Genomic DNA, 13336 nt, shown 5'->3' with positions numbered 1-13336 from the left:
TCATCGCACCGGGATATGGGATGTTGAGCCATCGCAACCTTTGAGCTAAAGCTGCTGCATCATCTTGCGCACACCCGCGACATGGCGCCGGCTGACGATCAAGGCATCGCCATTGAGCCCTTTCAGGAATAGCTGGAAGTGCCCAAGCGGCGTGCGTTGCAGGCGCTCGATACGTTCACGGGCCACCAGCGCATTGCGATGGATGCGCACAAAGCGGTCGCCGAATTCGTCTTCCAGGGCCTTGAGCGGCTCATCGAGCAGTACTTCACCAGCCTCGTGACGCAAGGTCACATACTTGTGATCAGCAATAAAGTAGACCACCTGGTCCAGAGGGATCAGCTCGATACCCTTGCGGGTGCGGGCACTGATATGGCTGCGTGGTCCGTTACCGCCTTGCGCCGCGGGCTGAGTAAGGGCGGCGAGCTGGATGCGATTGGGCCGCTCGGCCTTTTTCAGCGCCTTGAGCAAAACGTCGGCGCTTACCGGCTTGACCAGGTAACTGACACCGCTTGCCTCCAGGGCCTGCGGGGAAAACTCATCCTGGGAGGCACACAGTACCAACGCGGGCGGCGACTCGCGCTCACTCAAGCGGGCGGCAACCTGCAGGCCATCAAGGCCCGGTATGCGGATATCAAGCAGCACGACATCCGGCTTCAGGCTGTCAATCAAGGTCAATGCCTCGTCACCACTGGTGGCGCTCGGTTCAAGGACACTGTATCCCTCGAGTTCGCTGACCATACGGCTCAGTCGCTCGCGGGCTTGGGGTTCGTCATCAACGATCAGGACATTCATATTGCGCTGGATTCCTGCGTGAGTCTCGCACAAGGATAGCGTAGACAGGTGCGGTGACTTCCGTCACGGCGATCCACGCTAAGACTAGCGTGAGCGGCAAAAAGTGCCCCAAGAGCGGCACCAATATTTACCCGGACCTGTTCAATACCGCCTAGAACCCGATGCCATGGGGCATCGTCGTAGGGTTTGCTGATACACAATACGAACACCCCTCTCTTCTTTAATGGATAGCCTGGAGTTCGACCTCACTACCTGACAGTGGTGCATTGCACAACGGCTCGCGTCTTTTGTCAGTACAACTGCCTATCTGTGCAACTGTAGACGCTCACGAAGACGATATTGCTCAATCGTCAAATATCGTTTCAATAAACACCCTTTGTTTACCTCAAGGATCAACCGCGTTAAACCCCTCGTTCAGCCCTGGCTCCAGTCTCTTCCCGGACGAGGCCGGCGGCAAGGCACTTAGCCACTCCGCAGAGAAATAAAAATGCCGGCAAGCCATGGCATCGCCTCCAAGGCCAACCCTGTTATTATCGGCGGCACACTTTCATGCCCTCTTTCAGCAGATCACGAGCGAATCCATGAGCACCGACAAGACCAACCAGTCCTGGGGCGGCCGCTTCAGTGAGCCCGTCGACGCCTTCGTCGCGCGCTTCACCGCCTCCGTCAACTTCGACCAGCGCCTCTATCGCCACGACATCATGGGCTCCATCGCCCACGCCACCATGCTGGCCAAGGTCGGCGTGCTGACCGACGCCGAGCGCGACAGCATCATCGACGGCCTGGCCACCATCCGTGGCGAAATCGAAGCCGGCACCTTTGACTGGCGCGTCGACCTGGAAGACGTGCACATGAATATCGAGGCCCGCCTCACCGATCGCATCGGCGTAACCGGCAAGAAATTACACACCGGTCGCAGCCGTAACGACCAGGTGGCCACCGATATCCGCCTGTGGCTGCGCGATGAAGTAGACCTGATCCTGAGCGAAATCACCCGACTGCAGAAAGGTTTGCTGGAGCAGGCCGAGCGTGAGTCAGGCACCATCATGCCCGGCTTCACCCACCTGCAGACTGCACAGCCGGTGACCTTCGGCCACCATTTGCTGGCCTGGTTTGAAATGCTCAGCCGCGACTACGAGCGCCTGGTGGACTGCCGCAAACGCGCCAACCGCATGCCTTTGGGCAGTGCCGCACTGGCCGGCACCACCTACCCGATCGACCGCGAATACACCGCGCAACTGCTGGGCTTCGATGCCGTGGGCGGCAACTCGCTGGACGGCGTGTCAGACCGTGACTTCGCCATCGAATTCTGCGCTGCGGCCAGCATCGCGATGATGCACTTGTCGCGCTTCTCCGAAGAGCTGGTGCTGTGGACCAGTGCGCAGTTCCAGTTCATCGACCTGCCAGACCGCTTCTGCACCGGTAGCTCGATCATGCCGCAAAAGAAAAACCCCGACGTTCCGGAGCTGGTACGCGGCAAGAGCGGCCGCGTATTCGGTGCGCTGATGGGCCTGCTGACCCTGATGAAAGGCCAACCCCTGGCCTACAACAAGGACAACCAGGAAGACAAGGAACCGCTGTTTGATGCCGCCGATACCCTGCGCGACTCGCTGCGGGCCTTTGCCGACATGATCCCGGCGATCAAGCCCAAGCACGCCATCATGCGTGAAGCGGCCCTGCGCGGCTTCTCCACCGCGACGGACCTCGCCGACTACCTGGTGCGCCGTGGCCTGCCGTTCCGTGACTGCCACGAAATCGTTGGCCATGCCGTGAAATACGGCGTGGACAACAGCAAGGACCTGGCGGAAATGAGCCTGGAAGAACTGCGTCAGTTCAGTGACCAGATCGAACAGGATGTGTTTGCGGTGCTGACCCTTGAGGGTTCGGTAAATGCCCGCAACCACGTGGGCGGGACTGCCCCGGTGCAAGTCAAGGCCGCTGTGGCCCGTGGCCAGGCACTGCTGGCCAGCCGCTAAACGCCTCGCAGGCAAGCCCGCTCTCACATTGGAATGCATTCTCTTGTGGGAGCGGGCTTGCCCGCGATAGCGTCATCAGCGCCACTGACTTTCTACTTTTTAGCTGCAATCATCGCCAAAAAAGCCGGCATCGCCGCGTCCCTGTCCGCTGCCACTCGCTGGGCATTGGGTAACGTATGCAGGCGCTCCAACAGTGCCTTGACCGATGGCAATTCGGCCAACAGATCCAGGCCAAACAACTTCTCACCCACGGCGCAGGCCAGACTCACGCTGTACATAAAGTACAGGTCCGCAATGGTGAAACTGTCTCCAGCCACGTAGGGCGCAAACTTGCCATGTCGCCCCAGCGCAGCGACACCCAGCAATAATTCAGCCTTGGACTTGTCCTTGATCGCCTGCGGTACCGGCATGCCAAAGAACGCTTCGCCATAGCAGGCACGCGCCGGCAACTCGATGTACAACTCGATTTCCCTGCACAACGCCAGCACCTGGGCACGCTGGAATGGGTCACTCGGCAGTAGCGGAACGCCGCTCTGAGTCTGTTCGATATATTCGAGGATGACGCTGGTTTCGTTGATGAATCCCTGCGCGACACCCAGCACCGGCACCTTGCCTCGTGGGCTCACAGCCAGAGCTTCGGGAGTTTGACCCGCGTAAAAAGGCACCTCTTCAAAGGGCAGCCCTTTCTCCAGCAGCGCCAGCTTGACCATGTTGTAGTAGTTGCTGACCGAAAATCCATAAAGCTTGAGCATCGCAAAGCCTCCAGGCCGTGTACGGGGTTGGCAGTGCTTGTTATAGAACGTCCGGCCATACCTGACCAGCAGCATCACCCTACTGAATGGGGGTAGACTGGCGCCCTTTCCTTCAGGAGCCTGCCATGAGCGAGCCAACCGATATCGACAACGACGAAGAAGAGTTCGCCGAGACCACCTTGATCGCAGCGATCGAAAACCAGATCGAAAACGACAACCCGCCAGCCGCCCAGGCCACGTTCAACAAGCTGACCCTGGTGGGTTACGAGCGCGAAGATATCCTGCAGATGATGGCCCACGTGCTGGCCATCGAGATTGACGCGCTGCTCGAAGAAGACCGAGCCTTCAATACCGAGTGGTATGAAACTGCCTTGCGCGCCCTGCCAGAGTTACCGCCTGAAAAGCAGTAAGTACTACCCCTGCAGGAGCGAGCTTGCTCGCGAAGAACCAGAGGCGCCGCGTTAAACCAGGCATCCCGCATTATCATTGACGCCTTTCGCGAGCACGCTCGCTTCTACACACTGGACAGCCAGGCTAAGTGCGTTCACCTTATGGCAGCTAGCGCCTAAAAATTCCTAGAAAGTCTGGAGTCCTTATGTCGTATACCCCTGAGTTGGTTGCCGAACTGGAAATCCTTGCACTCTTCAACCTGGGGAGCTCCCAGGAGGGTCTGAAAGTTCATCAGACCGCTGCGCCCACTGCCATTGCTGCTGCCCGGCGCCTATTTGATAAAGACTTGATCGACCAACCCGACGGTGGCTACCTGACCAGCCTTGGCCGGGACGCTGCCGAACACGCTCAAAGCCTGCTAACCATTCTGACTACCCGCAAAGAAGCCGCCTGACACCGCGTCTCGCCCGCGGAATCCCTTTTCATGGATTCCGCGGGCATTCCTGCGCCGCAATAAATTCTGACACCAAAAATAAATTCCCTTTAATCGTCCTACGCTACTGACTGTAAACTCCTACACGGCTGCCCATGTCGGGCCCTGCGAGCCACCGAGTTCCACATGACCCGCATCCACGAAATCCGCCCCGACCTGGACGAGGGCATCGACCGCAAGGTGCTGGCTCAACTGCGCGCGCGATTTCTAGCCCTTAATGAAGGGCGCATAGCCCGGGCCATTGAGGGGCTGACCCCGCGTCAGCAGAGCGTGTTGTCGCTGCTGCCGCTGTTTTTTCACGTCAACCACCCACTGTTGCCTGGTTACGTTTCCGGCAGCACGCCAGCCGGGCTGTCGAATTTCGAACCCGACGCCCACGTGCTGGCCGAAGCCCAGCGCCTGACCCGCTCCTTCTCCTACAAAGCCCGCCACGGCAACCCGCCACACCCCATTCATGGTCTGTTTCTGATGGGCAGCCTGGGCACCCTGGCACAAGCGGACCACAGCGACATGGACGTGTGGGTGTGCCATGCCGCCGACTTGAGCGAGAACGAACTGGCCGAGCTGCGCAAAAAATGCCAACTGCTGGAAGCCTGGGCCCTGAGCATGGGCGCCGAAGCGCATTTTTTCTTGATTGAGCCGACTCGGTTTGTCCAGGGCGAGCGCGACGCTCAACTCAGCTCCGACGATTGCGGTACAACCCAACATTACCTATTGCTGGACGAGTTCTATCGCACCGCCCTCTGGCTTGGCGGACGTACGCCAATCTGGTGGCTGGTACCGGTTTATGAAGAAACCCGCTACGTCGAATTTACCCACGCGCTGATATCCAAACGTTTTATCCGCGCCGATGAAACCCTCGACCTCGGTCACCTGGCTCATATCCCGCCAGGGGAATTTATCGGCGCCGGCCTGTGGCAGTTGTTCAAGGGCATCGAGTCTCCATACAAGTCGGTGCTCAAACTGCTGCTGACTGAGGTCTACGCCAGCGAACATCCGAACGTGCAGTGCTTGAGCCTGCGCTTCAAGCACGCGGTGTTCGCCAACCAACTGGACCTGGACGAACTGGACCCGTATATCGTGGTCTACCGCCGCATCGAGGAATACCTCAAGGCCCGCAATGAGCCGGAGCGCCTGGAGCTGGTGCGGCGCAGCCTGTATCTGAAAGTGAACCGCAAACTCAGCGCCGGCCAACGCACCCTGGGTTGGCAACGTCTACTGCTGGAGCGCCTGGCCAACGAGTGGGGCTGGGATCAGCGGCAATTGGCCCTGCTCGATAGCCGCAGCCAGTGGAAAGTCCGCCAGGTCGCCTCCGAACGCCGGGCCCTGGTCAACGAGCTCAACTACAGCTATCGCTTCCTGACTCAGTTTGCCCGCACCGAACAGACCGTCAGCCTGATTAACAAGCGTGACCTCAATGTGCTCGGCCGGCGCCTGTATGCAGCCTTTGAACGCAAGGCTGACAAGATCGAGTTCATCAACCCGGGCATTGCCCCAGACCTGGCCGAAGACACACTGACCCTGGTCCACTCGCCCAACCGCAAGGAGCCCGGTCAACACTATTGGGGCCTGTATAACGGCAGCCTGACAGCCCTTGAGTGGGAGCACTTTGCGCCGATCAAGCGCAGCCGCGATCTGCTGGAAATGCTCGCCTGGTGCCATCGCAACGGTGTGATCGACAGCAGCACCCGCCTCGCTTTGCACCCAGGCACCAGCGACATGACCGAGTTCGAGCTGTTCAACCTGCTGGGCAGCCTGCAGCAAACCATCGCCCTGCCCCTGGCCAGCGTTGAAGAAAAGTATCTGCTGCGCACGGCAGTACCCAACGAAGTACTGTTGCTGGTCAACGTCGGCGTCGACCCGCTCAAGCATCACCGCGACCTGAATATCGTGATGACCACTGAACGCACCGACTCCTTGAGTTACGCAGGTGTACGGGAAAACCTGGTGCTGACTCTGGACCAAGTCACCCTCAACAGCTGGAATGAGGTGATAGTCAGCCGCTACGACGGCCCCCATGCACTGCTCGATTGCCTACGGGGCTATTTGAACCAGTTGCCACCTACTCAGTTACCACGGCTGCGGGTGCGCTGCTTCTGTCATAACCGTGCGCAATTCATTGCCCAACGAGTGGAAGATATTTTCGATACCGCGCAAAACCTGTTGCTCGGCCAGCTCAATCATCGCTACCTGCTTCAGGTGCAACAGCACTATCACGTGATGGAGTTGGCACCTGGGCAAACTACCCATGTGTCCCTGGCCAGCCAACAGGCGCTGATCGACTACCTCAGCGAGGATTTGGCCGGCTACAGTCCACTGCATCTGGACGCCATGGCCCTGGAAGACCATGACTTGGCATTGCTGCTACCCATGGGCCTGCCCGACTGTGTGCAGGTGTTCTACCGGACCCACGAGACCTTCGCCGAACTGTACGTGCTCGACGAATTCAACGCCCTTTGGCAACAGCGCCTGCCGTTTCATGACGAGCAAAGCCTGTTAGTGCCGTTGCAGCGCTTCCTGCAGTCGATCATTTACCACCGTGACGCGCGCTCGCCCCTGGATCCACAACAACCGCTGGGCACGCTACAAACCTTGTATTACCAGCTTTTGCCATCAGGCAGTGGCGGTGCACGCCGGGCCGAACCGCGCCCCGCACCGCAGGCCCCGGCCAATAAACCGCTCTATGACGTACAGGCAATCATCAGCAAAAACGCCCCGGGCCAAGGGGGCATCACCCTGTACTGCAATCAGCGGGAGTTTTCCGAGTTGGAATTTGGCGACCAGCTGTTTGCAGCGGTCGCTCAAGAGATCATCGGGCAGCGTCGGGAGACCGAGCACTACCGTTGCTACATCACCGACCTGGACCTGTCCGGCCTGCTCGGTGACGTTCAAAGCCCGAGCAGTTTGTACCTGCGCTACAAGGCCGAACTGGAGCAGTCGCTCAATGAGGCACTGAGCCAGGTTTAGAGGGTGAACGGGCCGCCGTCTTTGGGTTGGCCATCGACACTGAGCAGTTCCAGCTTCAGGGTCTTGCCACCAGGCGCTGGCCAGTCGATGTGCTGACCGACTTGCAGGCCCAGCAAAGCACTGCCGACTGGCGCCAGGATCGAGATCTTGCCTTCGTCGGCATTCGCGTCCTTGGGGTACACCAGGGTCAGGTGATAGTCCTTGCCACTGCCTTGCTCACGGCAATGCACGCTGGAGTTCATGGTCACGACAGTTGCGGGCACTTCATCGTGGCCAACCACTTCTTCGGCACGGTCGAGTTCGTGCTGCAGGGCTTCGACGCCAGGTGAGGCCTCGCCTACACGGTCGATCAGTTGCTCAAGACGCTGCACGTCGAGACGGGTGAGGATGATGGAAGGTGCGGTCATGATTCAGGCAGACTCCTTTTTTCTGCACAAAAAAAGCAAAACCCCGCCAGGAAAAGGCGGGGTTCTCACGGACCTCGATGGGTTGAGGTGTACCCGGACACTAACACAGCGTCACAAATAAACAAGATGGGCTCAGGCGTTGGCCCTGCGCTGCTCGGCCTCGGCGCAGATCACCCGGCGCCGGGCGTCGTCGGCAGAACGCCATTCACGGATGTCTTCCACGTGACGGAAGCAGCCGAGACAGACTTTCTGCTCATCCAGCCGACATAAACTGATACAAGGTGACGGCACCGCCGAGCTGACATTGCTGAATAACGGCTTGGGCGGGCGTACGCAAACGGGCTCTGTCACGATCAGATCTCGTCGAAGTCCAGCTCGACGCCGGCCTGTTCCAAGGTGATGCGTTCCAGCATTTCACCCAACTGCTCTTCGGTCTTGTCGCACATCCACTGACCGCTTTCGTCGCTGTAGTCGAAGTGAAAACCACCGGAACGCGCTGCCAGCCAGAGCTGTCGCAACGGCTCCTGACGGCTGAAGATCAACTGACTGCCATTGTCGAACTTGACAGTCAGCACACCGGCCGAGTTTTCCTGGTCCAGATCCAGGCCACTGTCATCGAAGATATCTTCCAGCGCTTGCTGGGTCGCATCCACCAAATCGTGAAAACGGGCTTCGGTCAAACTCATTGTGGGAACCTCGAAAAGTGTCTGATCACGTTCAAGCGCCGCACCATACGGACGTGTCATGATGATTGCAAAGGATACCGATTTCATCACCAGCAGCCGCATGAAATATCCCTGATTTACGTAGGCCACTTCACGACAAACTCGGCAAAGCCCCGCCGGACGGGTTCCCCGGCGCATAGGCAAGCTGGCGGGTGGTCGGTATACTCGGACGCAATTAATGCTTATTCAAGGATTTCGCCATGAAGCGCCTGATCTCTTCCCTTGCTGCGCTCGTCGCGGTCGCTTGTCTCGTTAGTGCCTGTGGTCAAAAAGGCCCGCTGTACCTGCCCGATGACAGCAAAGACCCGAATGAACAGGCGCAATCGTCGCAAAAAGCGCACAAGCACGACACTTTCTAAGGGAAACCCATGGACGCTTTTAACTACCGGGACGGCGAGCTGTTCGCGGAAGGTGTCGCGCTGTCCGCGATTGCCGAGCGCTTTGGCACCCCAACCTATGTGTACTCCCGAGCCCACATCGAAGCGCAATACCGTGCTTATGCCGATGCACTGGACGGCACGCCACACCTGGTGTGCTACGCAGTCAAGGCCAACTCCAACCTGGGCGTGCTCAATGTCCTGGCGCGTCTTGGCGCCGGTTTCGACATCGTGTCCCGAGGCGAACTGGAGCGTGTGCTGGCCGCTGGCGGCAAGGCGGACAAGATCGTGTTCTCCGGCGTCGGCAAAAGCCGTGAAGACATGCGTCGCGCCCTGGAAGTCGGCGTACATTGCTTCAACGTCGAGTCCACCGACGAGCTGGAGCGCCTGCAAGTAGTGGCCGCCGAACTGGGCGTTCGCGCGCCGATCTCCCTGCGAGTCAACCCGGATGTCGATGCGGGCACTCACCCATACATCTCCACCGGCCTCAAAGAGAACAAGTTCGGCATCGCCATCGCTGATGCCGAAGACGTCTACATTCGCGCCGCCCAACTGCCAAACCTGGAAGTCTTGGGTGTCGACTGCCATATCGGCTCGCAACTGACCAGCCTGCCACCGTTCCTGGATGCCCTCGATCGCCTGCTGGGGTTGATCGACCGCCTCGCAGAGTGCGGCATCTATCTGCATCACATCGACCTCGGTGGGGGTGTCGGCGTGCGTTATCGCGATGAGGAGCCGCCACTGGTGGCTGACTACATCAAGGCGGTGCGCGAGCGCATTGAAGGCCGTGACCTGGCGCTGCTGTTCGAGCCGGGCCGCTATATCGTCGCCAACGCCGGCGTGCTGCTGACCCAGGTCGAGTACCTCAAGCATACCGAGCACAAGGATTTCGCCATCGTCGACGCGGCGATGAATGATCTGATTCGCCCGGCGTTGTACCAGGCCTGGATGAATGTCACCGCCGTGCGCCCGCGCGAGGGTGCTGGCCGCAACTACGACATCGTCGGCCCGATCTGCGAGACCGGCGACTTCCTGGCCAAGGAGCGTCAATTGGCCCTGGAAGAAGGCGACCTGCTGGCGGTGCATTCGGCGGGTGCCTATGGGTTTGTCATGAGTTCCAACTACAACACCCGCGGGCGTACCGCCGAGGTGTTGGTGGACGGTGATCAAGCATTTGAAGTGCGTCGCCGCGAGACGGTAGCCGAGTTGTTTGCTGGCGAAAGCCTGCTGCCGGAGTAAGGTCATGCTGCTGCGTTTTACCAAGATGCACGGCCTGGGCAATGACTTCATGGTCCTCGACCTGGTCAGCCAGCACGCGCACATCCTGCCCAAGCATGCCAAACAATGGGGCGACCGCCACACCGGCATTGGCTTCGACCAACTGCTGCTGGTGGAAGCACCGAGCAACCCGGACGTGGATTTCCGTTACCGGATCTTCAACTCCGACGGCTCTGAAGTGGAGCAATGCGGCAACGGTGCCCGCTGCTTCGCCCGCTTTGTCCTGGACAAGCGCCTGACCGCCAAGCGGCAGATTCGCGTCGAGACCAAGAGCGGCATCATTGAGCTGGATATCCGCAGCGACGGCCAGATCAGCGTCAATATGGGCGCGCCTCGACTGGCCCCCGCAGATATCCCGTTCCAGGCTGACGAACAGGCGCTGAGTTACCCGGTGGTCGTGGACGACCAGACCGTCGAACTGGCGGCCCTGTCCATGGGCAACCCCCATGCGGTGCTGCGAGTCAATGACATCAACAACGCACCGGTCCGTGAACTGGGGCCGAAGATCGAACACCACCCGCGCTTTCCGGCACGGGTCAACGTCGGGTTCCTGCAGGTCATCGACCGTTCCCGCGCGCAGTTGCGCGTATGGGAACGTGGTGCCGGGGAAACCCAGGCGTGCGGCACGGGCGCTTGCGCCGCTGCCGTGGCCGCGATCAGCCAGGGGTGGATGGATTCGCCGCTATTGATCGACCTGCCCGGCGGACGCCTGTCCATCGAGTGGGCAGGCCCAGGCCAACCGGTGATGATGACCGGGCCGGCCATGCGTGTATACGAAGGACAGGTCCGTCTATGAGAGAGCCAACCCAATGACCGATAAGCCTCAGGTACCTGCTCCAAAGCCCGACGATTCTCCTTGCGAAAACCTGGAGGCGGCGGCCGTCGCCGCTTACCTGGAAGCTAATCCGGACTTCTTCGTCGAACATGAAGAACTGCTGCCGGCCTTGCGCATCCCCCATCAGCGCGGTGACACCGTGTCCCTGGTGGAGCGGCAGATGAAAATCCTGCGTGAGCGCAATATCGAGATGCGCCACCGGCTCTCGCAGCTGATGGACGTCGCTCGCGACAACGATCGCCTGTTCGACAAGACCCGTCGCCTGGTCCTCAGCCTGATGGACGCCACCACCCTGGAAGACGCGGTGATTGCCGTCGAAGACAGCCTGCGCCAGGACTTCCAGGTGCCTTTTGTCAGCCTGATTCTGTTCAGTGATAAACCGATGCCGGTAGGCCGCTGGGTCAGCGACAACGACGCGCAAACTGCCATTGGCGGCCTGCTGTCCGAAGGCAAGACCATCAGCGGCACCTTGCGCGAGCATGAACTGGACTTTCTGTTTGGCGAAGAACAGCGCAAGCAGATCGGCTCCACCGCCGTGGTCGCCCTCAGCCACCAAGGTCTGCACGGCGTCCTCGCCATCGCCAGCCGTGACCCGCAGCACTACAAGAGTTCGGTGGGTACGCTGTTTTTGAGCTACATCGCTGAAGTGCTGGGCCGTGTCCTGCCACGCTTCACCACCGCTCTGCGCGCGGTGCGTTAACCATGGAGCGACAACTGGACGCCTACTGCGCTCACCTGCGCAGCGAGCGCCAGGTGTCTGTTCATACCCTGGACGCCTATCGACGGGACCTGAACAAGGTCCTGGGGTTTTGCGAGAAACAACAGATCAGCAGTTGGAAAGCCCTGGACATTCAGGGCCTGCGCAGCCTGATCGCCCGCCTGCACCAGCAAGGCCAATCGTCCCGCAGCCTGGCGCGCCTGCTGTCGGCGGTGCGCGGCCTCTATCACTACCTGAACCGCGAAGGCCTGTGCGACCACGACCCAGCCAACGGCCTGGCCCCGCCCAAGGGCGAACGGCGCCTGCCCAAGACCCTCGATACCGACCGCGCCCTGCAATTGCTTGAGGGGGCGGTAGAGGACGATTTCCTCGCCCATCGCGACCAGGCGATCCTCGAACTGTTTTATTCCTCGGGGCTGCGCCTGTCGGAACTGACCAGTCTGAATCTGGATCAACTGGACCTGGCGGATGGCTTGGTGCAAGTGCTCGGCAAAGGCAGCAAGACCCGCGTATTGCCGGTCGGCAAAAAAGCCCGGGAAGCCTTGCTGGTGTGGTTGCCACTACGGGCCCTGAGCAATCCGGCCGATGATGCGGTGTTTGTCAGCCAACAGGGCCGGCGATTGGGGCCACGCGCCATTCAGCTGCGGGTCAAGGCCGCCGGCGCGCGCGAACTGGGGCAAAACCTGCATCCGCACATGCTCAGACACTCCTTTGCCAGCCACTTGCTGGAGTCCTCCCAAGACTTGCGAGCGGTGCAGGAGTTGCTCGGCCACTCCGACATCAAGACCACGCAGATCTATACCCACCTGGACTTCCAGCACTTGGCGACGGTATATGACAGCGCCCATCCACGGGCCAAACGCATCAAAGGCGGCGACTCATGAGCATCAAGCTGATCACTTTCGACCTGGACGATACGCTTTGGGATAACGTGCCTGTCATCGTCAGTGCCGAAGCGTCAATGCGCCAATGGCTGGCTACCCACGCGCCGTTGGTGGGTGAGCTGCCGCTGGAGCACTTCGCTACTCTTCGCCAACAGGTTTTGCAACGCTATCCCGAGCTCAAGTACCGCATTAGCCTGTTGCGCCACCGGGTGCTGCTGCATGCCTTCGAAGAGGCCGGGTACGTACAACCCCGGGCCACGGAAATGGCGGACGTGTGCTTTGAAGCATTCATTCACGCTCGGCACCAGCTCACCGTATTTCCCGAGGCAGAGCCGATGCTGAAAGCCCTGGGGCATCACTACATGCTGGGTGTCATCACCAACGGCAATGCCGACGTGCAGCGCGTTGGCCTGGCGGATTACTTCAAGTTCGCCCTTCGCGCCGAAGATATCGGCATCGCCAAGCCGGATGCGCGATTATTCCAGGAAGCGCTGCAACGCGGTGGAGTGGACGCCAGCGCGGCCGTGCATATTGGCGATCACCCAGGAGATGACATCACCGGAGCCCAGCAGGCGGGGCTTCGGGCGGTGTGGTTCAACCCGGCGGGCAAGGTTTGGGAGGCTGAACAGCTGCCGGATGCCGAGATTCACAGCCTGACCGAATTGCCCGAGCTGCTCGCCCGCTGGAACAACCTGCCATAACCCTGTAGCCGAAGCACGAGGCTGCGATAAGGGCCGCAGGA

The 13336-nt window shown here is 60.1% G+C and carries 15 protein-coding genes; 10 read left to right on the top strand and 5 right to left on the bottom strand.

Going from position 1 to position 13336, the window contains the following annotated elements; all coding sequences use genetic code 11:
- Window positions 1-45: 45 nt before the first annotated feature.
- Entirely contained in the window at window positions 46-792 is a 747-nt protein-coding gene (locus tag GIR22_RS04030; RefSeq protein WP_154742070.1) for a LytR/AlgR family response regulator transcription factor, read from the bottom strand.
- 581 nt (window positions 793-1373) lie between these two features.
- Between GIR22_RS04030 and argH the strand changes: the two genes are divergently transcribed.
- Window positions 1374-2768, top strand: coding sequence for an argininosuccinate lyase (gene argH, locus GIR22_RS04025; RefSeq protein WP_154742069.1), 1395 nt, complete (start codon window positions 1374-1376; stop codon window positions 2766-2768).
- 92 nt (window positions 2769-2860) lie between these two features.
- On the opposite strand, the gene GIR22_RS04020 is transcribed toward argH, so the two are convergent.
- Window positions 2861-3520, bottom strand: coding sequence for a glutathione S-transferase family protein (locus tag GIR22_RS04020; protein WP_154742068.1), 660 nt, complete (start codon window positions 3518-3520; stop codon window positions 2861-2863).
- Window positions 3521-3645: 125 nt separating this feature from the next.
- Between GIR22_RS04020 and GIR22_RS04015 the strand changes: the two genes are divergently transcribed.
- From GIR22_RS04015 to GIR22_RS04005, 3 genes are all read left to right on the top strand, one after another.
- Entirely contained in the window at window positions 3646-3930 is a 285-nt protein-coding gene (locus GIR22_RS04015) for a hypothetical protein (protein ID WP_154742067.1), read from the top strand.
- Window positions 3931-4115: 185 nt separating this feature from the next.
- Window positions 4116-4364: a TIGR02647 family protein gene (locus tag GIR22_RS04010; protein WP_154742066.1), complete on the top strand. Its 249-nt coding sequence runs from the start codon at window positions 4116-4118 to the stop codon at window positions 4362-4364.
- Between the two features lie 165 nt (window positions 4365-4529).
- On the top strand, window positions 4530-7370 hold the full coding sequence (locus GIR22_RS04005) for a class I adenylate cyclase (RefSeq protein WP_154742065.1): 2841 nt from the start codon (window positions 4530-4532) through the stop codon (window positions 7368-7370).
- Here the strand turns inward: GIR22_RS04005 and rnk are convergent.
- From rnk to cyaY, 3 genes are all read right to left on the bottom strand, one after another.
- Window positions 7367-7777, bottom strand: coding sequence for a nucleoside diphosphate kinase regulator (gene rnk / locus GIR22_RS04000; protein ID WP_154742064.1), 411 nt, complete (start codon window positions 7775-7777; stop codon window positions 7367-7369). The two genes, GIR22_RS04005 and rnk, sit on opposite strands and share 4 nt — an antisense overlap.
- Before the next feature lie 132 nt (window positions 7778-7909).
- A complete protein-coding gene (locus GIR22_RS03995) occupies window positions 7910-8128 on the bottom strand; it encodes a DUF1289 domain-containing protein (RefSeq protein WP_178122077.1) in 219 nt (72 codons plus the stop codon).
- A 2-nt stretch (window positions 8129-8130) separates the two neighbouring features.
- Entirely contained in the window at window positions 8131-8463 is a 333-nt protein-coding gene (gene cyaY / locus GIR22_RS03990; RefSeq protein WP_154742062.1) for an iron donor protein CyaY, read from the bottom strand.
- A 239-nt stretch (window positions 8464-8702) separates the two neighbouring features.
- Between cyaY and lptM the strand changes: the two genes are divergently transcribed.
- From lptM to GIR22_RS03960, 6 genes are read left to right on the top strand one after another with little or no spacing between them, the layout of a single operon-like run.
- Window positions 8703-8861 carry an LPS translocon maturation chaperone LptM gene (gene lptM / locus GIR22_RS03985; RefSeq protein ID WP_154742061.1) on the top strand — a complete coding sequence of 53 codons (159 nt, stop codon included), beginning with the start codon at window positions 8703-8705 and terminating at the stop codon, window positions 8859-8861.
- Window positions 8862-8870: 9 nt separating this feature from the next.
- On the top strand, window positions 8871-10118 hold the full coding sequence (lysA, locus tag GIR22_RS03980) for a diaminopimelate decarboxylase (RefSeq protein ID WP_154742060.1): 1248 nt from the start codon (window positions 8871-8873) through the stop codon (window positions 10116-10118).
- A gap of 4 nt (window positions 10119-10122) precedes the next feature.
- Window positions 10123-10953 (top strand): diaminopimelate epimerase, encoded by an 831-nt coding sequence (gene dapF / locus GIR22_RS03975; RefSeq protein WP_154742059.1) that lies wholly within the window; start codon window positions 10123-10125, stop codon window positions 10951-10953.
- A gap of 13 nt (window positions 10954-10966) precedes the next feature.
- Window positions 10967-11692, top strand: coding sequence for a DUF484 family protein (locus tag GIR22_RS03970; protein WP_154742058.1), 726 nt, complete (start codon window positions 10967-10969; stop codon window positions 11690-11692).
- A gap of 2 nt (window positions 11693-11694) precedes the next feature.
- Complete coding sequence (xerC, locus tag GIR22_RS03965; protein ID WP_154742057.1) at window positions 11695-12594, top strand: tyrosine recombinase XerC; 900 nt, start codon at window positions 11695-11697, stop codon at window positions 12592-12594.
- Window positions 12591-13295 (top strand): HAD family hydrolase, encoded by a 705-nt coding sequence (locus GIR22_RS03960; protein WP_154742056.1) that lies wholly within the window; start codon window positions 12591-12593, stop codon window positions 13293-13295. The genes xerC and GIR22_RS03960 overlap by 4 nt, the downstream gene beginning before the upstream one ends.
- Window positions 13296-13336: the final 41 nt, after the last annotated feature.

Origin of the sequence: Pseudomonas karstica (assembly GCF_009707515.1) — a bacterium.
GTDB classification, from domain to species: domain Bacteria; phylum Pseudomonadota; class Gammaproteobacteria; order Pseudomonadales; family Pseudomonadaceae; genus Aquipseudomonas; species Aquipseudomonas karstica.
Note: the sequence above shows the minus strand (reverse complement) of the source record. Positions and strands in the feature narration are given on the sequence as shown.